Source organism: Chryseolinea lacunae (assembly GCF_016735595.1).
Lineage (GTDB): Bacteria > Bacteroidota > Bacteroidia > Cytophagales > Cyclobacteriaceae > Chryseolinea > Chryseolinea lacunae.
Genome location: NZ_JAERRB010000001.1, coordinates 594,484 through 620,549 on the forward strand (window position 1 = coordinate 594,484; position 26,066 = coordinate 620,549).

The following is a 26,066-nucleotide window of genomic DNA, read 5'->3' on the forward strand; positions in this document are numbered from 1 at the left end:
TCGGCTTCCTATGACCTAAGCCTTTGCGCACACCTCATCTACCCAACTGTTTCGCTACTGTAATCTACGAATTAATATCCCGGGTTTTGATCCTTTGCCGGATCAAGTGCCTTGTTGTAAAGCAACTCCGAGTTTGGAATCGGCCACAGCATGTGTTTGTCGGCCACATCAATGTTCTTCACTTCCTTGATGCGCTGCTTGGCAATGCCCAGTCGTTTCAGGTCGAGCCATCGCTTGGCTTCATACATGGTTTCAAAGCCACGCTCTTCCACCACCTTGTCGACAAACGTTGTGGCATCAAAATCACCAATAGAAAAGTCGACCGGCGATGCGGCATTGGCATTGTAGCCGTAGGCTCTGCGATGCACTTTGTTCAAGCTTTCCACAGCCTCCGAGGTAGGCCCACCGTTGGCACGGCTGGCCGCTTCGGCATGGAACAACAAGACGTCGGCATAACGATACCAGGGAAAGTCGTTGCCTGCTCCCAGGTTGGTGGCAATGGGATCTCTGTATTTGCGATAGAGACATGTGTTGACGCCGAGACCCACATCCACATTGTAGAGAATGTGTGCCTTGCGAAGATCCTTCTTGTCCCAGTTTTTGATGACTGGATTGGATACCGAATCGGTATACTGTGCATACACACCGCCGGGACCGTAATACTTATACTGCGCCGTGGACCGGTGGGCATAGTTGACCAACCCAAACCCTTGCTGACGTGAATATTTGAAATAGAAAACTTCTTCCGAAGTAGACACCACTTCGGGTCCGTAGATCTTCTGAAAGTCTTCCGACGTCGACACCGCTACCAGATCATATTTTCCGGAAGCAATTACTTCGGCCGCCTTGGCACGCGAATCTTCCCAGCGCTCCAACGTCAGGTATACTTCCGACAAAAGTGTTTTGGCTGCCCATTTGGTCGGCTTGCCCGGTTGTGCCGCCAGGTCGGGAAGTGTGCTCTCGGCTTCGAGGGCATCTTTCACGATCTGTTCATAAATTTCCTGCACGCTGGCACGGGGAACGTTTTGTTCCGTCATGTTCAGCTCGGTGCGAAGGGGCACGCCGTTCCAGTTGCGCACCATGGCGAAATAGATGAGGGCGCGCAAATATTTGGCTTCCCCCACAAAGGCAGCTGCGGCCTGCGCCGAAATCTCCTTGCCGTTGGGCACGTTCTTGATCACAATGTTGGCATTGCGAATGGATTGATAAAAGTTATCCCAGATGGTGCTCACACGGCTGATGTTTGTGTTGTCAAGCCCCTGATACAAACTCACGGGCGTCTGACTGCCCCGCGAGTTGCCATAGTCGGCCAAGCCTTCCAATTGCGCCGGATAGTTTATTCCCAACGCGTTGTCTACACGCATGGGGCCATAGATGGCGTTCACGGCAGCGGCCGCTTCGTCGGGCGTGTTGTAGAAGAATTCGGCAGAGAGCGATTTCGGTTTTTCTTCCAGCACATCGCTGCAACCTGCGGCGAGCGTGGCGGTGAAAAGGAAAAGATATATTTTTTTCATACTGAATTTCGTTTAGTTGGTGTACACAATCAGAACCCGAGACGCAACCCTACAGTCATTGTCTTTGCCGTCGGGTAGCTATAGTGATCGATGCCCAGGCGGATCGAATTGGCGCTGCCATACGAGTTGATTTCCGGATCATACCACGAGTAGCCTGTGATGGTGATCAGGTTTTGGCCGCTCACATACAGCTGGGCCTTGCGCAACCAGTTCAACTCCAACGCCGACACCGGCAGGTTGTAGCTCAACTGAATGTTCTTGAACCGAACGTAGGACCCGTCTTCCACAAACCGGTTCGACACCTGTGTTTGTGTGCTACGGCTGATGACCGGATATTTTGCGTTCGGGTTCTCGGGCGTCCAGTGATTTTCATAAACGTCGCGGGGCATGTTCAGGGCCTGACCATAGTCAAGCGTCTGGTTCACGGCGCTCACGTTAAAGATGTCGTTGCCTTGCGAGCCCTGGATGAAAATATTGAGTTCGAAATTTTTGTAGGCCATCGTGGAGTTGAACCCGAAGATGAATTTGGGGTTCGGGTTTCCGATGATGCGTTTGTCGCCGATGTCGCGGGTGTTGTTGCCGTTGTAGTCTTCGTACACAATTTTACCCTTGTCATCATAACCTTTCTCGATGTAGCCAAAGAACGATCCGATGGGTTCGCCTTCGCGAAGAATGTTCACGTTGTCGTTGATCACCGAGATATCGATGGCATCGCCCAACACGTCGTTGCCGCCGTAGAGTTTCACCACTTTGTTCCGGTTAATCGAAACGTTTGCCGACAAGTCCCAACGAAAAGGTCCGTCAAGCGCCACGCCACTCAGGGCCAGCTCCACACCTTTGTTTTGAATCTTGCCGATGTTCTGAATGGTGTAGCCATAACCCAGTGAAGAAGGAAGCGGCACCGTGTTCAGCAAATCGCGTGTATTCTTCACATAATAGTCGGCCGAGAAGTTGAGGCGATTCTCGAAGAGGCCGAGTTCCAATCCTACGTCGGTCTGCGCGGTGGTCTCCCACTTTAAGGGTCCAGCCAAACGCTTGTCGGGCGCGTAGTAGGTGGTGAGTGCATCACCAAACACCACTTTGCCGGACACCAGTTGATTCAGGGTTTGATAGGGCGAGATCGCCGTGCTTCCGGTTTCACCATAGCCCACGCGCAGCTTCAGGTTTGAGATGACGCGGATGTTTTGCATAAATTCTTCTTCCGACACACGCCAGGCCAGCGAAGCCGAAGGGAATTTTCCCCACTTCTGACCTTCTGTGTAGCGCGACGATCCGTCGGCACGAAAGCTCACCGTGGCCAGATATTTTCCGTTGTAACCATAGTTAACACGGGCCAGGTAAGACAAGAGCGACCATTCGTTGAACGACGAACTGGGAACCCCTTGCGTAGCCGCCGCACCAATGTCGAACGACTCCTGCACATCGCTCACAAACCCGCTGCCCGAAGCATTGAGCGTGGTAGCCTTGTAGTTCTGGTACGTGAAACCCGCCACAGCCGACAGCGAATGTTTGTCGAACTCCTTCACATAGCTGATGGTGTTTTCGTTCAGCACGCTGTTGGTTTGGGTGGTGTTCACAAAAGCCGAACCGGTGGAGTTCACAAATTTTTTGGTGGTGTAGCCATCGTTGCGATCGTCGGTGTTCTCGATACCGCCCGAAATTTTTATGGACAGACCTTCCAGAACCTTATAGGTCACCGCGCCATTGGCCAGCACCTTGTTGGAGCGGATGAAGTCCGATTGTTGTTCGATGTAGTTCAGCGGATTGGTGATCACGTTCGATCCCCACGCATAGGCTGTAGACAAGTTGGTGTAGGTGCCATCGGCGTTGTAGGGCGTCATGGTTGGATAGCCCGAGAGCATGGCCGAGATGAGCGAACCTCCGCGATTTCCAAAGCCCGAGTTTTTGCGATCGGAATCGATGCGGCTCAAAATGGTGCTGAGGTCGAACTTGAATTTTTTGCTGATGTCGGTACTGATGTTTGCCCGCAGCGAGTTGCGCACATAGTTGCTACCAATGATGATGCCGGCCTGGTTGAAGTTGCTTCCCGAGATGGAGAACCGCGTCTTGTCACCGCCACCGCTCACGCTGAGCGAATGGTTTTGGATGGGCGCTGTTTGCAAGGCTACATCCTGCCAGTCGGTTCCTTTGCCAAAACCGTTGATCTGATCCTGGGTGAAGTGCGGGGCCAGGCCATCGTTGGCGGCTTGTTCGTTATAAAATTTTGCATACTCGGTGGCATCCATCATTTCAATTTTCTTGCGGATGGTTTGCACGCCATAGTAGCCGTCATAGTCCACTGTGGTTTTGCCCGACTTGCCACGCTTGGTGGTGATGAGCACCACGCCGTTGGCACCGCGCGATCCATAGATGGCCGTAGCCGATGCGTCTTTCAGAATTTCGATCGATTCGATGTCGGCATTGTTGAGCAGTGTCGGGTTGCCCGAATAGGGAAAGCCGTCGACAACATAGAGCGGTTCGTTGCTGCCATACACGGAGTTTGTTCCCCGCACGCGCACACTCACCGCAGCACCAGGAGCGCCGGTGTTCTGTGAAATCTGCACACCGGTTGCTCTGCCCGCCAGCGACTGCATCATGTTTGTTGACGGGTAAGCATTCAACTCATCGCCTTTCACCGACGAGATAGAACCCGTAACATCCGACTTCTTCACTTCACCATAACCCACCACTACCACTTCGGCCAGCGATGTCACGTCGGGCATCATCTGCACTTTCACATCGGTGCGTTGCCCAATGGCGACTTCCTGTGTGAGAAACCCGATGAATGAAAACACAAGTACAGCCGTTTCGTCTGTCACTGCCAGCGAATATTTTCCTTCCGCGTCTGATGTTGTTCCGAATGAACTTCCTTTCACCAGAATGTTCACGCCGGGCAACGGCTGATCGAGGTCGTCGGTGACGGTGCCCGTGATCTGCAATTCCAGCGTGTGGGGTGTGTTGGGAATCGATTCGGTTTCTTCGAGCGCACTGCGCTGCGGTTTGGTGAGCACAATCTGGTTGCCTTCCAGTTCGAAGCGAACTTCGAGAGGGTCCAGAATTTTCTTCAGCACGTCGGCAAGCCGCTCGTCGGTGAAGGAAACGTTTATTTTTGCCTGCCCGGAAAAGATGCGGGGCTGATACAAAAATTTAACATCGGATACCTTTTCAATTTTTTGCAGGGCCTCGCGGATGGTGAGGTTCTCGATGCGGAGGGAAACCTTCTTCTCGAGAATTTGCGCATTCGACTCTCCTGCATGGGCCATGCTCAGGAAGAGGAATAGGGAAAGAAAATAGATAAATGAAGCCCTCATAATGAACAATAGCTGTCCATGAACATATCGTTCTTTTTTCATACTTTTGAAATGTTTTGTCTTGATGTGTTTACGACGGATAGACAATGCCTCTCTTCATCCCTGGGATGGCGAGGGAGGTCTTTTGAGCCGGTGGTGTTCGAGCACCATCGGCTTCTTTTTTTGATGTGTAGACTATGTTCTCATAGGCAATTGATGTTTAGGCTTTGGTAAGGTTTTCAGGTTATGGATTGGCACATCCTTTTCCATAGATCACAATGTGCGAATCGATCACTTCATAGGTCGCGTTGATGCCTTTGCAAATCAGCTTCAGTTTGTCGTGGAGCGACACGTCGGTGAGCGATGCATTGAGGTGGCAATTGGCCAACACCTGCTCGTCGTACACGATGTCAACACCATAGGCTTCTTCTACCGCCCGGAACACTTCCGCGACGGGCGCATCGGCATATTCAAATTCCAGTTTCTCTACCGGGATGAGCACGGTTGGGTTTTCAACCAGTGACTTGGTCATCTTCATTTCGCGGCGTTCATACACCACTTGTTGGTTTGGGGTGAGGATCACGCCTTCCACGGCATCGCGGTCGGTGGCTGTGTCGCCGTGCTCTTTCAACACCGACACCTTTCCGGTTTTCACCTGCACCTTCACATCCTTTTCGCCGGCAAAGCTGCGCACGGTGAAACTTGTTCCCAACACACGCGTCACAATTTCGTTGGCATGCACCAGGAAAGGGCGTTCGGGGTCTTTGTGCACCTGAAAAAACGCTTCACCTTCCAGGTATACTTCACGCGATCCTTTTTCAAAATGAACGGGATATTCCAGTTTGCTCTGCGGCTGCAACACCACATAGCTTTTGTCTTCAAGCTGAATGGTGATGGGCAGTTTGGTGGCGTTGGTTTCCTGGCGCATGGCACCGCGACTCGCCAGTGGCGCAGCAGTGTCGGCCGCCGGATGGGCCAGCCACGACCAGGTCGCCCATCCAAAACCAACGATGGCCGCGATAACGGCCGCCCGGTTGTACCAGTGGCTCCAGAAACTCACGTGCCGGGCTTGCGGGCCTTTGAGCTGCGCCGTTTGCCGGATGCGTTGCCACACCAAATCCTGCTTGCGCTGGTCGGGCATGTACTGACGCTCTTCAAGCACGGCGCGGATCATGAGTCGCGCTTCGTTTACTTCTTCTGCACAGTCGGGATTTTCCGCCATCCACGTTTTCCAAAACGCCTCCACCGACGGGTGTTCCTGCCCTGCCGTTACCCAAAGGATAAAGTCATCATCCGAAGCAAATTCCTCGGCCGTATATCCCCTATAATTTTTCATTTCCCGTAACTTTTAAGAATCGGATAAAACCTTTTCAAACGATTTTTCATACCCAAAAGCACGGTTTTTCAATTTTAACTCACCGGACACAAAAAATATTTTCCGGAGGGATACCAATACCCCGAAAACAGCTTTCATCCCAATCCAGGCATGACCGGATTGGATGCGCACGTTGCAAAAAGGAGAATTCTTGGAGGTGTTAAGACAGCATGAGCAGGCACAGCGACAGCACGTACTTGGCATACTGTTTCAACTGGGTTACGCCACGTTGCACGAGGTTGCGGGCCGACTGTTCGTTCACATTCAGGATGGCACCAATGTCGTGGAAGGAAAGGCCGTCGTAGAAGCGCAAGACCAGCGCTTCATATTGCCGGGGAGATAGATCGTTCAGAAGTTTCTTGAGGCGACTGAGCTTCTGTGTGTGATGCTCCTCGTCGATGAGGTCCTGCTCGGAAGAAGGCAAGGATAACGAAAGGGCATCTTCCAGGTCCATGCCGTCGGGCATCGAAAAAGACTTTGATGTTTCGTTTCGCATCAGCCGCCGTTGCAACGAACGGTACAAATAGAAACGCACCGATGTGGTGGCCGACAAACTTTCACGGAACCGCCACAGGTCTACAAAAAGATCGTGAATGCCATCCTGCAGGGGTGCATCGGCTGTGCCGATTTTTCTTCCATAGTTATACAGGAGTTTGAAGTATCGTTCATACAACCAAGCCAGGGCCTCCTCGTCTCCACCGCGCATCGCATCCCAATACTTCAGCTCTATATCCATTCGTTGACCGGTTGTGAATTGCCCATTGATGCGGTCAAGTAAGGAAATTTATTTTACACAAACCAACCCCCTGTAAAAATTAAATCGTTTGAAACGGCTGAAAACACAACAAATGGTACACGACACTCTACACACTATTCCTGCTTCGTGCGGAAATCAAGGCTATGAAACACAAACAACCGAATGGCATTGCTGGAGATATACTTGCTGCCTGACGCGTCTTGCTGATACACATTCATGTAGCCCAGCTGTGCATTGAGGTGGGAAGTGAACTGATAGCCAAGTCCGACAAAAAACCGGTTCTGATCAAAGGTGTTGTACACGATGCGGTCGCCAAAGTTGAGAAACACTTCGTTCGTCACAGCCGCAAAGGGGGTGTGGGCCACCATCTCTTTTCCTTTCAGCGGAATAAAAAAGGACAGATTGTAGCGTAGTCGCCAGTTAAAATTGTAGCCGTCTTCCAGCACATCGTTGGCGATCTTGCGATTGAACCGTTGTTCCAGGCGAAGCCATTGAAGCGTGGACAACCCAGGATATTTTTGATTCCACCAGATCTGTTGCCACGCCCGGTGCTCGGGCCGCGAGGTGTCCAGTCCCTTTGCCGGAAAATGATTGGCGAAAGCATAGCCCACATTCACCCGCAGGTTGTCTTTGATGAAGTAGGTCACGGCCGGGCGGAAGATAAACTGAAACGGACGGTCGATGAAGTGGTCGGTTTGGCGATAGTGAACATCCACCCAAAACCCAAACTTATTTGTCAGCCTTCCCTGCAAAAAATATCCCAGCCAGAGCTGTTCGCGGTGTTGCACTTCCTTCTGGGGACTTGGGGCCACAACGGCGGTGGCACAGAACAAGACGAGCAACAGGAGTGTATAGGATCGTGCGGGATTTCGCATGGTTGTATTTTTTTACAATGCTATCCAATGATGCGACCGATGTCTAGAATGAAATTTACAATTTGTATTTCCTTTACTTTTTAGCGGCGGCTTTCCGGTATTCCGATGGATTTTTTCCTGTTATTTTTTTGAAGGTTCGATTGAAGTGGCTCTGGTCCGAGAACCCCGTGAGGTAAGCGATCTCGGCCAGCGAATGTTGAGGCAACGCCAGCAGCACCATGGCCTTCTCGATGCGCAGCTTGCGAATGTAATCGCCAAACGAAAGGTCGTCGAAGTATTTGGAGAACTCACGCGACAGGTACGTAGGGTGCACGTTCAGGCTTTGCGAAATTTCCGTAAGGCTTAGGGTGAGGTTGGTGTCGATCTGATCCTGAATGATCTCTTTCAACTCCTGCGCCCAGGCCGGGGTCTTGCCGGATTTTTGTTTCAGGTATTTTTTATACACATCGAGCAAAAGGTTCTCGATGGGGTTCTGTGTGTGCTTTTCATTTTGCAAATGCGTGGCCCAGCTATAGAGCGCGTCGTAAAGCAACATGCCGCGCTCCAGCAATTGCTGATCGTCGGTGATGTTATAGGCCAGGCCCGCAGAGATGGCCCACAGCCCCGATGCTTCGCGCGCCAGGTCGTGACGATCGGTGTCGGCCCCGCGCACGATGCCCGCCATTCTATGCAGGGCTGGGTCGGTCAGTTTATGTTTACGGAGAATGTAGTCGAAGGTGCATTCATCGCCATAGTGAGTATACTCAACACCGGGCAAGTCGAAGGGAATGGCGTTGAGTGACTGTGCGGTTGGAAGCACGTCGTCGAAGGGAGCATAAAAGATTTCGGCCTCCGTATCAACAAACCGTTTGATCAGCCACGGGCAGGCAATACGGTCAATCTTCGGACGCTCTCGGGTTATCCACTTCATGCTGTCGGCTTGGATGCTGCTACGAAGATAGTCGCCAGCACACCACGATCATAGCACACAAAGCTTCGGTGCACAAAAAAGTGGCTGTGCAACAGGCCTCACGTGGCGCAAAAGCATACCACCACTCAAGTCATTCTCTAGCCGACGGCGACATCCATTCTGAATCCTGCGCGACATGGCGTGGTCGCGGGCGAAGCCGGGCAACGAAGTTGTTCGCAAGTGAAGCAAAAACTTCCACGAGGACGGCGATCCTCAGGAGAACGGCGATCATTGGATTTTCGTGCTGCATACTGACGAGCGTTTATACCAAAGACACGCAACGACTGTTGCGCGATACGCTAAAATTACGGTCAGGATTTTTCACGATACATTGATTAATGCCGCCATGTATTGTATAAATCATGGATCGTTTGGCGGCAAAAAAAATAGAAAAGGCTGTCCTGAGCAAAGACAGCCTTTTACACGACCCCATTCTGTAAACGAACTATAACCCTGTTGTCTACACCATAAAATAACAAAGACGCCAGCGCACCAGCGATTGCCAATTCGTGGAATGTATTGTATGGTTTATAGCGCCTTCACACACACAACAAGATTTTGTTCTGATGGAGCTTAGTGAGTTTTTCTGAAGCGCAATACTTCGTCGCCTATCGCCAGTATCCGGCCACCCAAACTTTGCCCTGCGAGGAGTTGTACCACTTGCCCGGAACCCAGGTGTTGCGTTTCACGGGCGGAACGGGATTATAGCCTTTGCTCCACCCCATGTGTCCATTGCGATACACATATTGTGGGGTGCGCGCCACGTTCAGCGTTTGTGTTCGCTCTGCACGCGACAGCTTGTCGTGATGGGCGCAGGACGATAGGCCAACGACGCTGCCGATGGCGATGATGAGGGCAATTGCTGTTGTTTTCATGAAATGCCTTGGTTAGGGGGTTCTTCTCTCGTGCTTTCTTGGATGCCCTTTCGCTGTGAAAGTTTAATCGGGCATGTGGACCCAAATCCATTTTCTATGCCGAAACCACCGGCATGGCATATTTTGTCGACAACAGGTTTGTTTGAACGATGGCTTGCAGGGTTGGGATGGACGATACCCCGCAGGGTTTAGCCGGGTTGACTATTTTACCCCCAATTTATTGCGATACTCGGAAGCTGACATCCCCACCAGCTTCACAAAGATCTTGCGAAACGATTTCGGGTCGGTGTAGCCCGTTTCGTGTATGATCTCCGAGATGTTGAGGTTGGTAAGTTCCAGTTGCTTCTTCGCTTTTTCGATGCGGATGTGCTGCAGGTATTCGATGGGTGGCACGCCTGTGGCCTGCTTGAACCGCCTCACAATGTTGCGGCGGCTGGCGGGCAGATCGCGTGTGATTTCTTCCACGGTAGTGATGCTGAGGTAATTTTCTTCGATGTTGCGCTGCAGTTTTTTCACCATCTCGTCGCTGTGCGAATAGTCGGGCCGGAACGTGCTGAAGTAGGTTTGCTGCGAACGGTTGAGGTCGATGCAGAATGTTTTCGAGATGCGCACCGCCAGTTCGTTGCCACCATATTTCTGAATCAAAAAAATGAGCACATGAAACGACGACGTAGCGCCGCCACTGGTGTAGCACCGCTCGTCTACGGTGAGGGTGCGGCCTGGCTTTACATAGACCGACGGATAGTCGATAATAAAATTCGGACACGCATCCATGTGCGTGGTGGCCAGCTTGCCATTCAGCAAACCCGACGCGGCAAACAAATTTGCGCCGGTGCACAAACTGGCGATCTCCGCTCCTGCCTTGAATTGTTTTTGAAGCCACAACACATACGCACTATTCAAGTTGACGGTGGCGCGCAGGTCGCGCGAGGTGAACGCGGGAATGAGCACGATGTCGAGTTTTATTCGCGTGTTGATGGACTTCACCGCGTGACCATGAAACAACTCCCCTTCGTCTGCCAGTTGCTCCGGCAAGCGCAGCAACGTGAGTTGAAACGGCTGTTCTTTTTTTACTCTCACGCAAAGCGTGTGAACCGTTTCAAAGACATCGAGCACAGTAGCCACACTGAACAGCTTGAAGTGATAAGGCAATATCAGTCCGACGTTTTTCATTTTTCCGTAGCGTGCCAAGCAATTTAACGGTTTGTCCGGAATGACCCTAAACTTGGCCTCTTTTTTACGTATCTTCCTCTTGCACTACGCTACATTTGTTCACGCCAAAAATCAAACACGATGGAAACAAAACTCGCGCGCCCCAAAACCAAAACGGATAACAAGGCCGAGATCGGCAAAGTGATTGACTATTTCATGAGCGCCCTTTGCCGCAAAGATGTGAAGGCCATGATATCGGTCTACGCTGCCGACGCCATCCTGTTTGATGTGAAGCCGCCGTTTCAAACGCGTGGTGCCGTGGCCTGGCGCCATACGTGGGAAGCTTGCCTTCCGTTTTTTCCAGAGTCGTTCCAGGTGGAAGTTCGCGATCTCACCATCCACGTGAGCGGCGATGTGGGGTTCGCGCACTACATTTTCCGATTGACGGGAACCGCCAAAGACGATCCCGCAGCACAAACCTGGATACGCTGCACCACAGGCTTCAAAAAAATACAGGGACGATGGAAGATCGTGCACGAACATGGTTCACTCCCCTTCAATCCTCACACGCGCGAAGCGGTATTCACACAGGAACCTTAGCATCCTTTTGTTACACGTAAAGCTTTTCGCCTTACGTAAACCAGCACGGCTATGTTTGGAAATCCGACACCCCGCAAAACGGGTGAAAGCTTTTGTATTGCCTTAACAGAATCAACACTAATTATACTATTTATACATTCACCAAAACACAAACTCACATGCAAAAGATCACACCCTTTCTTTGGTTCGACGGCAAAGCCGAAGAAGCCGCTAACTTTTACACTTCGATTTTCAAGAATTCAAAAATCACAAACATCAGTCGCTATGGCGAAGGCGCGCCCGTTCCAAAGGGAACGGTGATGTCGGCCATGTTTGTGTTGGATGGCCAGGAGTTCATGGCCCTAAACGGCGGACCTATGTTTACTTTCTCGCCGGCAATTTCTTTCTTTGTGAAGAGCGACACACAAGAAGAGATTGATTCGTTGTGGGAAAAGCTCACGGCCGACGGCGGAAAACCCGAACAATGCGGATGGCTGAAAGACAAGTTTGGTGTGTCGTGGCAAATCGTGCCCCCCATCTTAGGTGAATTGTTGCAAAGCAAAGATCCGGAAAAATCGAAACGTGTGGTGGGTGCCCTGATGCAGATGACAAAACTTGATATTCAAAAGTTAAAGGAGGCCTAGTGCCTGACATTGTCTGCCGCTAACATAAATCACTATGGCAAAGCAACCCGCAAAAAAAACCGCGACGTCGCCGAAGAAAACTACAGCAGCAAAAAAAACGGGGAAGAACATTTCTTCCCCACCCCTGTTCACGGCCGCCGCGTTCATGGATCGCCTTGAAACGCTTCGCTCGATGAGCGAACGAAAAAAAGTTCAGGGCTTCTTTAAATCGGGCGAAGGTGAGTATGGCGACGGCGACGAATTTATGGGCGTGAAAATGGGACAGCTCTTCGCCCTGGCAAAAGAATTTATCGACATGACGCCCGCAGAAATTGAAACGCTGCTGGAAAGCCATCTGCATGAAGCGCGTGCTGGTGCCGTGAGCATTATGGATTTTCAGGCACGTTCAAAAAAGATAACGACCACCCGACGCAAAGAACTTTTTGATCTGTACATCAACCGTCACGACCGCATCAACAACTGGGATCTTGTGGACCGCTCTGCGCCCTATGTGGTGGGTGGCTATCTCGCCGACAAACCCCGCGCAATTCTCTACAAACTCGCGCGCTCCAAGAACATGTGGGAACGGCGCACGGCCATCGTCGCCACGTTCTTCTTTATTCGCCAGGGCGATGTGAACGACACGTTTAAAATCGGTGCGCTGCTGGTGCACGACAAGGAAGATCTTGTACAAAAAGCCGCAGGCGGATGGGTTAGACACGCCGGCACAAAAGACCCAAAGCAACTGCTAACCTTCCTCGACAAACACGCCGCTGCCATGCCGCGCACCGCCTTGCGCTATGCCATCGAACACCTCGACAAAAAGAAACGCGAGCATTATATGAGTCTTGGCAAACCCAAAACAAAGAGTACATAACACGTGCAACAAACGTTGTCAGTAAAGGAAAAAGCTTTAAATCGACACAAAAACAATTCTTTATTCTGTTCCAAAATAATGTTGTGGACTTCTTTCCACAGCACTGAATTTATTCCCTACATTCATCCCGGAATAAGCCCGTGGCCTCACGGAGTTTAATGAAAGTTAAAACACCAGTTCTTCGGAACAACACCTCACAACGCATCTCCCGCACCTGCACCCCGTTTCTTTATCGCTCCTATTCATCCTTCGAGTCAAAATTATAGTTCATTTAATTTTAAGTTAAACCAATTATGGAAAATCCAATTTTCAGTTATTGGTGGGTCCTCCTTGTAGTGATCTGCCTCTTGTTGTACAAGTACATTCTTCGATTCCTCTTTGGCATGGTGATCGTGCCCGAAGACCGCATCGGATTAGTGACGAAAAAATTTGTGTTGCTTGGCGAACACAGAGAACTGCCCGACGGCCGCATCATTGCCACACAAGGCGAAGCCGGCTTTCAGGCAAAAACATTAGCACCGGGTTTATATTTCTGGAAATGGTTCTGGCAATACGATGTCACCATGCAACCCTTCGTGATCATTCCCGAAGGAAAAATCGGATTGATCCTTGCCAAGGACGGTGCTGAAATTCCCACCGGCAACATCCTGGGGCATCGTGTGGATTGCGACAACTATCAGGACGCCGAAAAGTTTCTCAACAACGGTGGTCAACGCGGGCGTCAGGCAAACTACATAACATCGGGATCGTATCGTATCAACTCCCTCCTGTTCCAGATCTCCGTCACAGAAATGATCCGCATCCAGGAAAGCATGGTGGGCATCGTTACCACACTGGACGGACTTCCTATCGAACCCGGACAAATCGCCGGGCAACTGGTGGCCGATCACAACAACTTCCAGGACTTCGATAAGTTTATCAAGAACAATGGTAACCGTGGACTTCAACCCCAGGTGATTCTTGCCGGTTCTTACAACCTCAACCCCTGGGCGGTGCAGATGGAAGAAATACCGATGACGGAAATTCCGATCGGCTATGTGGGCGTTGTCATTTCTTATATCGGCCAGGATGGACACGACCTGACGGGTGTTGAATTCAAACACGGCAACATTGTGCAGAAAGGATTTAAAGGCGTGTGGCTGGAACCGCTTGGGCCGGGCAAATATCCCATCAACAAATATATCATGAAGGTGGAGCAAGTGCCCACCACCAACCTGGTACTCAACTGGGCCAGCGCGAGAAGCGAAGCACACAACCTCGACAAAAATCTTAGCACCATCACCGTGCGATCCAAAGATGGTTTCCCGTTCAACCTCGATGTGGCGCAAATCATTCACGTGCCCACCACCGAAGCGCCGAAAGTGATTGCCCGTTTCGGAAACATGATCAACCTTGTGTCGCAGGTGTTGGAACCCACCATTGGCAACTACTTCAGAAACTCGGCGCAGGACAGCGACGTGATCGCCTTCCTCAGCACGCGGAAAGAAAGACAGGAAGCGGCCAAGTTTCATATCAAAAAAGTGTTGGACGAATATAACGTGAACGCCGTCGACACGCTTATTGGTGACATCGTGCCGCCCGAGTCGCTCATGAAAACACTGACCGACCGGAAGCTTGCCGAAGAACAAAAGATCACCTACGACACGCAAAAGAAAGCGCAGGAAACGCGCCAGGGCATGGAGAAGGAAACCGCCATTGCCGACATGCAAAAAGATATTGTGAAGGCACAGCAGAGCGTTGAAATTGCCGAACGCACCGCCAGCGCCACCGTGAAAAAATCGGAAGGCGATGCCACCAGCGTGAAGCTTGCCGTGAGTGCCGAATCGGAGGCCACCAAACTGCGCGCCTATGCCGAAGCCGAAGCTACCAAAGCAAGAGCAGAAGCCGAATCGGAATCTATCAGGCTGCGCGCATCGGCACAAGCCGAACAGATTTCGCTGACCGGTAATGCAGAAGCCGAAAAAATTCTCGCCATCGGTAAGTCCACCGCCGAAGCCTACGAGCTCGCGGTGAAAGCTCTGGGTGGCGAAAACTTCACACGCTACAAAATCACAGAGGAACTTTCCAAAGGGCACATCAAACTCATCCCCGATGTGCTCATCGGCAGCGGCAACGGAAGCGGCAATGCCATGGACGGACTGCTGGGCTTGAAGCTCATGGAAATGATGGACCCGAAGAAAAACAGCGACGTAAAGCCGTAGTTCAAAATCAAGACACCATCATCTGTCAAAACAAAGAGGCCCCGACTTGGGGCCTCTTTCATTTTATGGAACAAGCATGTACCGGCAGCATCTATGTTGACGCCAAATACATCACTTCGTCAGGAGCGAGTTGTACAAAATCTTTCCCTTGTCATTGACCACCTGCACGCGAATGTTTTCGGGTGTGACTGAGAACAGCATGAAGCCATAGTCTGACGCTGCAAATTTGCTAATGGGCAGCATGCGCGCCGGCGTGCGTTCGGAAGCGGCGCCGGAAATAAAATGCTGAATGCCGTTGACGGGCCCCATGTGTTGCAAACTGTGTTCATGCCCCGCGAGGTAGGCATCCACATGATACTTCTCGAATATGGGCTGCAACGTGCGACGCATGGCTTGCGTGTCTTTGCCTTCCGTTCTTCCGCCTCCGGTATACATCGGGTGATGTCCCACCACAACCTTCCAGCGGATGTTTGGGGAGGGATCGGCCAACACTTTTTCGAGCCAAAGCTTTTGCGCAGTGGTGTCTTGTCCGTGCACGCTATGGTTTTTGCTTTTGTAGTAGCCCGGAGCGAGCGGCGTGGTGTCGATGAACGCAAACAGCACTTGTTTGGTTGTGTCGCCGTTCAGGCTGAACTTCTTGCTGTAGTAGCGCGACGTCATCCGCCAGCGGCGGCTGATGGTGGAGTACTTCACCTGCGCATCGGGGTTCGATCCGTAGTCGTGGTTGCCCAGCACCGGATACCAATCACATTGCAAGGGAAAGGCGTTGTAGATGTCTTCGAACGAATACTTCCACAAGGGATCAAATTCGCTGATCACGCCCAGGGGGTAAAAATTATCGCCGGCGGCCACCACAAAGTCCACGTTTCCTTCTACCACAGTCTTGCTCATTTGCGCGGCCACTGACTTTTGATGGTCATCGCCGTTGCGTCCCCAGTCGCCCATCAGAATAAAGTTGAGCGCATCCGGATTTGTTGTCAACGTTGCTTCCTTCTTCGCCGTCTGTGCCAGCGCAATGTTCAGGCACAAGCACAGGGCCACGCCAAACCAAATTTGTTTTATCATCATGGGTGTTTCAAGGTTTCAAGAGAATGCAAACCTTTTCGGTCTGCTTTTAAAAACAAAGGCAACGATCGTGTTTGATCGTTGCCCCGTTGAGAGTTTATTTCAGATTAATAGCCCGGGTTCTGCACAAGGTAGCCCGGAATGTTCGAGGCACCATCCATTGCATTTTGGGGAATGGGGAAGATACGTTTGTTCTTGTCGGAGTTTGTTTTTTCCGTCCAGGTACCTTCGTATTTTCCAAAACGGATCATGTCCGTGCGACGCAGCATTTCCCAATAGAATTCGAAGCCGCGCTCGCGGAGCAACAGGTCGAGGTTCATTTCGCCCAATGCCGGAGCGGGAGTGGTCGCTGTGCGGGCAGCCCGCACAAAATTCACATCGTCCAGCGCACTGCTCTGGTCGTTGTTTTTGCGCAGCTTGGCTTCGGCACGCATCAAGTAGATGTCGGCCAAACGCACAATCGAAATGTCGGCGTCGCCTTTGTTACGGCCACTGTCTGACTTGCGTCCGAATTCATATTTCTCCACACGATAGCCTGTGTTGTAGTCACTGCCGGCTTGCGTGTAGTCAACTTGCAACGTAAAGTCTACCGGTTTTGCAGGTTTGTTACGCGTTACATAGAACAGCGGTCCTACCTGGTACGTGCCGTCACCACATTTCACAAACGCACCGTTCACGCGGATGAGACCGCGCTGAGGTCCGCGAAGAATGCCGCGATTGATGTTGAAGTCGGCTGAGCAGGTAACGCTGGGATCCATGTTCTGCTTGTAAAATCTCGGGTCCACATCTGCAGGATCGTCAGCACCGTAGGCATCAACCCACGACTGATAGAAATCCGACGTAATGGCCGGGCCGTCCGTGCCGTTTGCATTGGGGAATGCGGGCAACGGAAACTGATCGCCGGAGATAGAGAAATACGACATCCGGTTGTGAGCGCCGGGCAGATCGTTGCGTTGGTCAATAGCAAAAATCAATTCCTTGTTTGTGTGGTTGTCGTTGCCGAATACAGCAAAGTAGTCGGGCGACAATTGAAACTGTCCTGAGTTGATGATCTGGTCGCAATACGAAATCACCTTGTCCATATCGGCAGCCGCAAATGTGAAGCTGGCCGCGTAACGGTCGCGGTATACGGCCGCGTTCAGATACAGACGGGCCAGTAATCCCCATGAGCCTGCTTTTGTCAGGCGGCCAGGACCGGCAGTGGTTGTGAGGTCAGGTTCAATCGCCACCAGTTCGCTGGCGATGTAGTCAAACGCTTCCGAACCACGGAGGATTTTCGACACTGCCTTGGGATCTTCTTTCACATAAACAACGCCAAAGAGATCGAGGCTCAGCATCGAATAGAATGCGCGCATGCCGCGGGCTTCCGCGATGTAGGTCTTCGCGCTGGGGTCGGTGTTCGCCGGCAATTCAGAGATGGCCGTCAACGAACGCGAGATACCCTGGAAAATCAGATTCCATGTGTTCAGCAAGTTGGGGTCGGTGCTGGTGTAGTTATGCTGGTGCATGGCGATGTAGATACCATTGTCACCCCAGTCTGTTCCACCACGGTAGGGCAGAATGGCTTCGTCTGTGGAAATTTCCTGAACATTAAAATAGTTGGTGTGGTTGAACAAGTCGAACAACCGTCCATACACCGGCGCGATGAGGCCATCGGCAGCTTGCTTGGCCGAAAGACCGGTAGTGGAAGATTCATCCAGGATTTCTTCTTTCAGGTCTGTACAGCCGTCAAGAATGACAATTCCCAGGAACATCAGTAGTAAAAAGGATATTCGTTTTTTCATAGTCGTAATCACTTAAAATGAAACATTGAGGCTGAACACAAACGATCTGGCTTTTGGATAGCTGAGGTAGTCGATACCATACGAGCTGGTTCCATCGATGTTTCGGTCGATATTCACTTCGGGGTCGTAGCCGTTATACTTGGTCTTCACAAACAGGTTTTGACCAGTCACCGACAAACGAAGGGCTGTTACCCAGCCATCAAGACCCAACGTTGCAGGCGAGAAATTGTAGCCCAATGTCAGGTTGTTGAGGCGCAGGAATGAAGCGTCTTTCAGGTAGCGGGTCGAAACGCGTGCAGGGTTGTTTGGCGATTCTTCGGGCGAGCCGATGGCTTCGGGTGTGGTGTTCACACCTTTGTAAAGCTTGGCTTTGTAGAAGTTGGTGTTCGCTGTGTTGTCATACAGTTTGTTTCCAGCGGCACCGTTGAAGTTAAAGCTCAGGTCAAATCCTTTGAACGCCACGGTTCCATTGAAGTTGTAGAGTGTTTTCGGTGCAGCACTTCCTGCGGCAATACGATCCTTGTCTGAAATAATGCCGTCGCCATCCACATCGCGGTATTTGCTGATGCCGGTTTCGTCGAAGCCAATGAAGTCGAGCAGGTAGAATGTTCCGATCGGTTCATTGTTCACGTAACCGTTGATGGTGGCCGATGTAAGGCCCGAACCCGAGGCACTGCCCGAGGGAATTACCGAGTAAGGCGAGTTGGTCACCTTGTTCCGGATGAGCGTGGTGTTGCCACCGATCGAGAAGGAAAATCCGCTGGCGGCCTTGTACTCATAGTTGAGGGCAAACTCCAATCCTTTGTTGGTCACCTTCATGTCTTTCACATTTGTCCAGAATGTGTTGGCTGGCTGAACGGGATCTGCAGGAATAAATTTCAACAGGATGTCGTTCGATACTTTGTTAAAGTAATCGATAGACCCCGTCAATGCTCCATTCAGGAAACCGAATTCAAGACCAACGTCGGTTTGTGTTGACCATTCCCATTTGATGTCGGGATTAGCCAAACGGCTAAACGTTGTGCCGGCAGGGTATGTGCTGCCATCCATAGGATAGGTTGTTCCGGAGCCCAGCACAGAGGTATACAACGCTTGTGTGATCTTGTTGGGGATCTCCTGGTTACCGGTTTTTCCCCAGCCTGCGCGAAGCTTCAGGTTGCTCACGGGCACGGACGCCATGAACGGCTCTTCCGAAATTCTCCAGCCCAACGAGAACGAAGGAAATGTTCCATACTTGTTGTTGTCACCAAACTTCGAAGATCCATCGGCACGCACCGTAACGGTAGCCAGATAGCGGTCTTTGAAAGCATAGTTTACACGGCCAAAAAACGACTGCAATTCGTTGCGTTGTGCAGAACCCGTGGGCAGGTTGTTCACCAAGGTCAGGTCCTGACCGATGCCAGGGTTGTAGCGCGGATCAAGATCCGTGATGGGAAATTTGTTGATGCTGAACATGCGTGTCTGCACAAAAAACTTCTGATACGAGTGACCGGCCAACACCGTGTAGTTGTGATTGCCCGACGTGCGTTGATAGGTGAGGTAGTTCTCCAACACCGTGTTTGTGTTATTTCCAAAAGTCGACTCCAGGCGTCCGTCTTGTTTCGGCACCAGGCTCGACAGCGACTCAAAGTCGCGCGCCGAACTTGCATTGTCGAGACCAAAGTTCAGTTTGTACACCAGGCCTTTCACGATGCGCAACGACGGCGTGATGTTACCGATCACGCGGTTGATGGTGGTGATGTCTTTGTTCAGGGCCAGCGTCGACATCGGGTTTGATCCCGAAGCATATTGAAACGGCGTGCCATCGGGATTGTAGGCTTGCAGGGTTGGGTTGGACGTGATGGCCTGCCCGATAATGCCTTCAATCGGAGGCCGTTGGTTCACGGTCTGCGTAGCGCTCAGGTTCAGGTCAATGGTGAGACGGTCGTCGGGAAGAAGCTTCTGAGACACGTTGAGTCTTCCGGTGTAACGTTTCATGTTGCTGTTCTTCAACACACCGTCCTGGTCTTGCAAACCGAGCGATGCAAAGTAGTTCAGTTTGTCGGCACCACCGCTGAGCGAGAGGTTGTGATTTTTGGTTGCTGCCGTGCGGGAGATCTCCTTCTGCCAGTCGGTAGAAGCACCGCCGTCATCCAGTGTGCCGCCAATGGCCGCCACTTGCTGACGGTATTCGTCGGCGCTAAACACATCGAGTGGTCTGGCCATTTTGGAAATACCATAGCTGGCGGTGTAGTTCAGGCTGGAGCGACCCGATTTGCCACGCTTGGTGGTGATGAGAATAACGCCGTTGGCACCACGCGATCCATAGATCGAGGTAGCCGCAGCATCTTTCAACACAATTTGCGACTCAATGTCCTGAGGGTTCAGGAAGTTGAGGGGGTTGGTTGCACCGCCTGTGCTGGCGTTGTCCAGCGGCATGCCGTCCACAACAAACAGTGGCGTGCTTCCGGTGCGCACACCCCCCACACCACGAATGGTGATGGTTTGCGTAGCGCCAGGTTCACCGCTAGTAGAGGTGACGTTCACCCCCGCAACCTTACCCTGCAATAACTGCTCAGGCGAATTTATGATACCGCGGTTGAAGTCAGCGCTTTTCACAGATGCCACAGCACCGGTGATGTCCTTCTGCTCCTGTGTGCCGTAGCCCACAACTACCACTTCCGATAAGGTGGACGCATCGCCCGCTAACGTGATGTTCAGTTCCGATTGTGTTCCCACGAGCACTTCCTGGCTCTTGGTACCCACAAAACTAAAAACAAGAACCGCGCTCGACGACGACACGGAAATTTTGTAAACACCATCGGCATCGCTCACGGTGCCATTGGCGGTTCCTTTCTCCAGGATGCTCACGCCCGGAAGTGGTTCGCCGGTTTCGTCAACAACTTTGCCGTTGACGGTTACGGTTTGAAAAGCTGCCATGGCCGACGTGACCATGGGGGATACGGGAACGATCCCGTTTAGGAGCATCGTTAGGACTGCCACGACGAACCATTTTTGCAAGGGGGGTAAAAACCTTTTCCCCAAGGGTAGTAGATAGATTTTTTGCATAGGCTTCTATGTTGTTGAATTTGGGTAATAATTAAAGTTAATCAGTTTTCTGATTCAAACGGTTGAAAACGGGCGCAAGTAACATCATATCATGTTCTCCACCGACTACACAAGGTTACCGTTCCGTTAAGAATTTGGATACAATTTACCTATGAAAACGCGAGCATCACGTTAGTTTTGCACGAAATCGATTTCGTGTTGAAGGCATGATTTGATGCTCGTTGTTACCAAAAAAAAATTCTCATCATTTCGTCGTTTATGAGCCTCTTCCATACATTTTCTCCAGAGAATTTCTTCGCACCGGGTTTGTAGCGGATGTCATCACGCTCAATTCTTACCTCGATCCACGCACACAACCTTCTCTCCACCTTCCCACAAAACAGTATCTTCGCTCCGTCTCAACCTATACACCATGAGAAAAGCCGTTATCGCCTTCAGCCTTGTGCTGGTGTGCACACAGGTAAGCGCCCAGACCAACGAGGAAAAAGCCATCAAAAAAACAAAAGACGCCATTGACCTGATGGACGCCGGGCTCATCAAAGAGAGCATCAAACTGCTTGAGGAAGCCGAAGCCCTCGACCCCGGAAAGTTTATGTATACCTATGAGAAGTCGTATGCACACTACATCGACAAAGACTACAAAGGCACCATTAAAATTCTGGAGAAACTCAAATCACACCCCGACGCCTCCGAACGGCTCTATCAGCTGCTTGGCAACAGCTACGACCTGATCGAAAAACCCGAAAAGGCTTTCGACGCCTACGACGAAGGGCTAAAGAAATTTCCCAACGCCGGCATGCTGTTCCTCGAAAAAGGAAATGTGTATTGGGAGAAGAAGGACTACGGCAAGGCCTTGCCGCTCTATGAAAAAGGTATCGAGATGGACCCGGCATTTCCATCAAACTACTACCGCGCTGCATTGCTATATGCCAATTCCGACAACCCGATCTGGGCCTGATTTATGGCGAGTTGTTCATGAACCTGGAACGCAACTCCAAACGAACAGCCGAAATCAGCGCCTTGCTCTACAAAATTTACAACGACGCCATCGTGATCACCGGCGACTCTTCTGCATCGCACTTTTGCAAGATCATGACCATCAGCACGGATGCGCTCAAAAAAGACGGAACCATGAGGCTCCCCTATTGCTTTGTCTTTGAACCCACCATGCTGGTGGCGCTGGTGCCCGAGAAGACAACGGACATCCATGCCCTGAACCGCATACGCCAACGCTTCGTGACGCGATACTTCGCGTCAGGATACGATAAGGAATACCCTAACGAACTGTACTCCTATCAGAACGACGTGCAAAATGCCGGACACCTGGAAGCCTACAACTACTGGATACTCATGAAAGGCGATGAAGCCGCCTTCACCACGTGGCAAGACGCCAACGCATCGAAGTGGAACGACTTCATCGCCTGGTTCAAAACCAATGGCCTGAAACTCGACGCAACACACAAGTTGATACGTGCGCAGCTCGAATAAGGCCCGTTAACGATAGCCGAGGCTAACGCCGCCATTCGACGAGAGGGAAACGGCAATACCGCCACCGTTGGCTTTGCCGCGAATCTTCTTTTCGTTGGATGTTCCGGAGAAATTGGTCAGGGGCACATCGAGCGATTCGCCCTTCACGTCAAGGTCGAGGCCGATGTTGCCGGGGATGGTGATGTCGATGTTGCCGTCGCTGGTGCGCACGGTGAGGTTCTTCTTGAGGTCCAGTATGTTACCCCGCACGTTGCCGTCGGACGTGGAGCCGTTGAATGAACCCGAAACATCCTGGAAGGCGATGTCGCCGTCGGACGTGCTCACCGAAATATCACCAGTCACTTTGGTGATGCGGATGTTGCCATCGCTGGTGCCCGCCGCAACGGTGGTGCCCGTGATATGGTCCAGTTCAATATTGCCGTCGCTGGTTTTCAGATCAACCGAACCGTCCACATTTTTCACGTGCACGTTGCCATCGGAGGTCTTTCCATACAGGTCGCCTTTCACGGTGGCCACGTGAATGTTGCCATCGCTGGTCTTCAGCTTCTGATCGCCCGTGACGCCGTTCAGCACAATGTTGCCATCCGACGAACGGAGGTCGCAAGCCGTGCGCAACGGCACCAATACACGAAAATTCACGCGCATGCGTTCGTTCATGCCAAACGTCCACGTGGTGGGCGGATACTCCACGTTAATGCTCACGCCCGAGGCTGTGGCGTTCACGTCGAGGGTAAGTTCTTTTCGCAGCTCGTCTTTCGAGATCTTGAGAACCTTGTTGCCTTTCTTCACCACATAAAACACTTCGATCTTGCTTCCCGACGAGGGCAGCACATCGATGTTGCCATCGGACGAAGAGATGGTGAGTTGGGCCGGCGAGGAAACGTCGAACGATTCTTTGAATGAGTATTCGTTGTCCTGTGCCCGGCAAACCGCCAGCGATACCAGGGACAACACAACCAGCGTAAATGCTTTCATAGTGGGTAATGTGTTTTTGGTGAGTACTTCCCGTGTCGATAGTCAATCGTTATGCCATTCAAAAAATGAGGCCGTCCAACCCAATTTAGGGCATGCGTGGTACCCCATGTTCAGAATTGCGGACAACACTGTTCGTATGCGGTCACTTCTTTCATTACCAAACATCAGGCCTTCTGAAAAAGCAAGGTCAATATCCGGGGGATTTCGTTCCGGTTGTTGTCGTCAAAATGCTCCTCAAGTTGGATCAGGTTGAGACCACAGCGCCGGGCTGCGCCGATGAAGTCGGAAATGTTGTGATTGAAGCACTCCACCACCTGCGTGCCGCTCTCCGTTTCGAACCGCGCCTTGGTTCCTGAATACTGTTTGAACGGATGAAGCTCGCCCACATACGCATGGCCACCACGTGTGAGGGCCGAGGCCACTTCTTCAAAGATGGGCACCAGATGTTCGATGTGTTCCAGCACGAGGCTGAACGTGACCAGGTCATAGTCGCCTTTGCCAAACGTCCACGGCTTGGTGATGTCGGCTTGCACAAAGCGCACGCGGTTGGATGTTATTTTGGCCCGTGCTTTTTCCAACATGTTTTCCGAAAGATCGGCCGACGTGAGGTGCTTGGCTTTTGTTGCCAGCCACTCCGTGTTCTTGCCTGTGCCACAACCAATTTCGAGACAATCTTCAAAGGGAACTTCAGACAGAATTGTCTGAAGCACTTTCCCCTCGAGATCGCGTGTCTTGTTTTGATTGCTGTCGTATTGTGATGCCCAGAGGTTGTAGGCTTCTTGTGTATTCATAGGGTTGATATTGTCTTAACTACTACCTAAAAAAAAAATTAACGTTTTGTATTGAAGTGATCATAGGTCGCCTTCGACAATCGCGCGATGACGAGTTCAATTTTTTCGTTGTCGGTCTCCCGCGTGTTCGAAATGAATACGGCAATGGCGATGCGTTTTCCGTTGGGCAACACGATAATGCCTGCATCGTTTTGCGCACCCAGCACGCCGTCGTCGCTATAGTCGCCCATGCCGGTTTTGTGTGCCACCACGGTGCCAGCGGGCAACAGGCCCTTAAGTTTCTTGGGGCCGGTGGTGGTCTCCACCATAATCTTCCAAAGAAAATCACGGCTGGCCATAGACAAAATGTTTCCCCGGTCAAACTGTTTCAACAACTGCGCCATGGCCACCGGCTCACACCAGTTGGTGAACTGCACGGGCCACGACCGATGCATTTCTTCTTCGGTGGCGGCAATGGCAATTTCGGTCACGCCCAGGCTATGCACATAGTCGTGCACGTTGGCCGTGCCGCCCATCAACCGGAACAGTACGTCGCAACCATTGTTGTCGCTTTGCGAAACCGTGTAGCTCAAAATTTCGCGAAGCGTCACCTCCACATTGCCCTCCGGATATTTTTTCGCTAGCGGACTCCATGTGTTTGGCAAGAGGTCTTCTTTCCGGAGCTTTATTTTTTTATCGAGCGAAAGCTTGCCCTGGTCTACCTGGCGAAGCACCATCAGCGCCAACGGAAATTTGTAAACACTCTGCATGGGAAAGTGCTGATGGCCATTCAACATCACCGTGTCGCCGCGCTCCAGATCAAGAATTGCCACCCCAACGTCTGCTTTGAGTGTCGCTGCAATTTCCGCCAGGGAAGTCCTTAACATCGCATTGTTTTGTGCCACGGCGGGCTGCAGGCAAACCATCGAAACAACGGCCATGGCCACTATAGTTTTCAGCTTGTGACGTAAGGCGTTCATGTCTTCTTTTATCATAGGGTTAACGACGTCATTTTTGTGTACGGATATTCTGGCTACAAGTTTATCTAATCCCTCTGGAGAAGTAATAAAAGACCAGGCAAAAAAAAGGCTGCCCACAAAACGGAGACAGCCTTCCTATGTCATGCTTTCAATTGTCAATTTTCAATCTGCGCTGCGGCCGCTTCGTCGATAAACCAATGAAGTGTTCCATCTTCCGGTTTAATCAGTTGTGCCGGATATTCTTCGATGTTCCGGACGCCTTTCAGCACATGATGCACCGCGCTGGCTTTGGATGCGCCGAACGTAAGAAACGCCACGTTTGCTGCGCAGTTGATGCTGCGGGTGGTGAGCGTGATGCGGAAGGCACTCACTTTGGGCACAAACACTTCTTTCACCAGCGCTTCCTTTTCGTGCAATACCGGGGTGTGCGGAAAAAGTGATGCGGTGTGGGCATCGTCGCCAAGCCCCAGCAAGATCAGGTCGAAGCGAACCGGCTTGTCGCCAAAGTAAGCCAGCAGGTCTGTTTCATAAGCCGATGCTGCTTCTGGTGGCGTGAGGTCGGTGTTCATCCTGAAAACTTGCCCCGGCGTGATGTTCATGGGATCGAGCAACGTTTCTTTGGCCATGCGATAGTTGCTGTCGGCATGCGTGGCCGGAACATAGCGCTCGTCGCCAAAAAAGAAAAACCACTGGGGCCACGCAATGCGTTCGCGATAGCCCGGGCTGGCCAGTGTTTCGAAAAGTTTTTTGGGCGAACTCCCACCCGACAGCACCACGGAAAATCTACCGTGTTTGGCGATCGATTGGTTTGCTTCGTTCACCATGAAGTCGGCCAACGCCACAATAACCTCTTCCTGGGTTTTGCTGATGTGCATCTTCATCGTGTCGC

At 51.5% G+C, this 26,066-nt stretch carries 21 protein-coding genes; 6 read left to right on the plus strand and 15 right to left on the minus strand.

From position 1 onward, the window contains the following. Positions 1-71 precede the first annotated feature (71 nt). The 8 genes from JI741_RS02215 to JI741_RS02250 all read right to left on the minus strand — a co-directional run bounded on the left by JI741_RS02215 (position 72) and on the right by JI741_RS02250 (position 10,808). Positions 72-1,514, minus strand: coding sequence for a RagB/SusD family nutrient uptake outer membrane protein (locus JI741_RS02215; RefSeq protein WP_202006967.1), 1,443 nt, complete (start codon positions 1,512-1,514; stop codon positions 72-74). A gap of 29 nt (positions 1,515-1,543) precedes the next feature. After that, positions 1,544-4,867 (minus strand): TonB-dependent receptor, encoded by a 3,324-nt coding sequence (locus JI741_RS02220; protein WP_236675839.1) that lies wholly within the window; start codon positions 4,865-4,867, stop codon positions 1,544-1,546. Positions 4,868-5,048: 181 nt separating this feature from the next. Beyond that, positions 5,049-6,140, minus strand: coding sequence for a FecR family protein (locus JI741_RS02225; protein WP_202006969.1), 1,092 nt, complete (start codon positions 6,138-6,140; stop codon positions 5,049-5,051). Between the two features lie 199 nt (positions 6,141-6,339). Further along, positions 6,340-6,915, minus strand: a complete 576-nt coding sequence (locus JI741_RS02230) for an RNA polymerase sigma factor (protein WP_202006971.1) — start codon at positions 6,913-6,915, stop codon at positions 6,340-6,342. Positions 6,916-7,049: 134 nt separating this feature from the next. After that, positions 7,050-7,811, minus strand: a complete 762-nt coding sequence (locus JI741_RS02235) for a DUF2490 domain-containing protein (RefSeq protein ID WP_202006973.1) — start codon at positions 7,809-7,811, stop codon at positions 7,050-7,052. A 73-nt stretch (positions 7,812-7,884) separates the two neighbouring features. Further along, a complete protein-coding gene (locus tag JI741_RS02240; protein WP_202006976.1) occupies positions 7,885-8,721 on the minus strand; it encodes a chromate resistance protein ChrB domain-containing protein in 837 nt (278 codons plus the stop codon). Between the two features lie 647 nt (positions 8,722-9,368). Next, positions 9,369-9,635, minus strand: a complete 267-nt coding sequence (locus tag JI741_RS02245; protein ID WP_202006978.1) for a hypothetical protein — start codon at positions 9,633-9,635, stop codon at positions 9,369-9,371. Between the two features lie 201 nt (positions 9,636-9,836). Next, complete coding sequence (locus JI741_RS02250; protein WP_202006980.1) at positions 9,837-10,808, minus strand: GlxA family transcriptional regulator; 972 nt, start codon at positions 10,806-10,808, stop codon at positions 9,837-9,839. A gap of 120 nt (positions 10,809-10,928) precedes the next feature. Between JI741_RS02250 and JI741_RS02255 the strand changes: the two genes are divergently transcribed. The 4 genes from JI741_RS02255 to JI741_RS02270 all read left to right on the plus strand — a co-directional run bounded on the left by JI741_RS02255 (position 10,929) and on the right by JI741_RS02270 (position 15,067). Beyond that, a complete protein-coding gene (locus JI741_RS02255; RefSeq protein WP_202006982.1) occupies positions 10,929-11,387 on the plus strand; it encodes a YybH family protein in 459 nt (152 codons plus the stop codon). A gap of 158 nt (positions 11,388-11,545) precedes the next feature. Beyond that, positions 11,546-12,010: a VOC family protein gene (locus tag JI741_RS02260; RefSeq protein ID WP_202006984.1), complete on the plus strand. Its 465-nt coding sequence runs from the start codon at positions 11,546-11,548 to the stop codon at positions 12,008-12,010. Positions 12,011-12,044: 34 nt separating this feature from the next. Beyond that, on the plus strand, positions 12,045-12,866 hold the full coding sequence (locus JI741_RS02265; RefSeq protein ID WP_202006986.1) for a DNA alkylation repair protein: 822 nt from the start codon (positions 12,045-12,047) through the stop codon (positions 12,864-12,866). A gap of 293 nt (positions 12,867-13,159) precedes the next feature. Then, positions 13,160-15,067, plus strand: a complete 1,908-nt coding sequence (locus tag JI741_RS02270) for an SPFH domain-containing protein (RefSeq protein WP_202006988.1) — start codon at positions 13,160-13,162, stop codon at positions 15,065-15,067. A 111-nt stretch (positions 15,068-15,178) separates the two neighbouring features. Here the strand turns inward: JI741_RS02270 and JI741_RS02275 are convergent, their stop codons facing one another. From JI741_RS02275 to JI741_RS02285, 3 genes are all read right to left on the minus strand, one after another. Then, complete coding sequence (locus JI741_RS02275) at positions 15,179-16,135, minus strand: purple acid phosphatase family protein (protein WP_202006990.1); 957 nt, start codon at positions 16,133-16,135, stop codon at positions 15,179-15,181. A 104-nt stretch (positions 16,136-16,239) separates the two neighbouring features. Further along, positions 16,240-17,916 carry a RagB/SusD family nutrient uptake outer membrane protein gene (locus tag JI741_RS02280; protein WP_202006991.1) on the minus strand — a complete coding sequence of 559 codons (1,677 nt, stop codon included), beginning with the start codon at positions 17,914-17,916 and terminating at the stop codon, positions 16,240-16,242. A 12-nt stretch (positions 17,917-17,928) separates the two neighbouring features. Further along, positions 17,929-20,850 carry a SusC/RagA family TonB-linked outer membrane protein gene (locus tag JI741_RS02285; RefSeq protein ID WP_236675891.1) on the minus strand — a complete coding sequence of 974 codons (2,922 nt, stop codon included), beginning with the start codon at positions 20,848-20,850 and terminating at the stop codon, positions 17,929-17,931. A gap of 526 nt (positions 20,851-21,376) precedes the next feature. On the opposite strand from JI741_RS02285, the gene JI741_RS02290 reads away from it, so the two are divergent. After that, positions 21,377-21,922 (plus strand): tetratricopeptide repeat protein, encoded by a 546-nt coding sequence (locus JI741_RS02290; RefSeq protein WP_202006993.1) that lies wholly within the window; start codon positions 21,377-21,379, stop codon positions 21,920-21,922. 17 nt (positions 21,923-21,939) lie between these two features. Continuing rightward, a complete protein-coding gene (locus JI741_RS02295) occupies positions 21,940-22,452 on the plus strand; it encodes a hypothetical protein (protein WP_202006995.1) in 513 nt (170 codons plus the stop codon). A gap of 6 nt (positions 22,453-22,458) precedes the next feature. On the opposite strand, the gene JI741_RS02300 is transcribed toward JI741_RS02295, so the two are convergent. The 4 genes from JI741_RS02300 to pgl form a co-directional block, all read right to left on the minus strand. Further along, complete coding sequence (locus tag JI741_RS02300; protein WP_202006997.1) at positions 22,459-23,427, minus strand: DUF4097 family beta strand repeat-containing protein; 969 nt, start codon at positions 23,425-23,427, stop codon at positions 22,459-22,461. A gap of 164 nt (positions 23,428-23,591) precedes the next feature. Beyond that, the gene (locus JI741_RS02305) at positions 23,592-24,218 is read right to left on the minus strand and encodes a class I SAM-dependent DNA methyltransferase (protein WP_202006999.1); all 627 of its coding nucleotides are present in this window, start codon (positions 24,216-24,218) and stop codon (positions 23,592-23,594) included. Between the two features lie 38 nt (positions 24,219-24,256). Further along, positions 24,257-25,192 (minus strand): class A beta-lactamase, subclass A2, encoded by a 936-nt coding sequence (bla, locus tag JI741_RS02310; RefSeq protein WP_202007001.1) that lies wholly within the window; start codon positions 25,190-25,192, stop codon positions 24,257-24,259. Positions 25,193-25,332: 140 nt separating this feature from the next. Beyond that, the gene (gene pgl, locus JI741_RS02315; protein ID WP_202007003.1) at positions 25,333-26,058 is read right to left on the minus strand and encodes a 6-phosphogluconolactonase; all 726 of its coding nucleotides are present in this window, start codon (positions 26,056-26,058) and stop codon (positions 25,333-25,335) included. Positions 26,059-26,066: the final 8 nt, after the last annotated feature.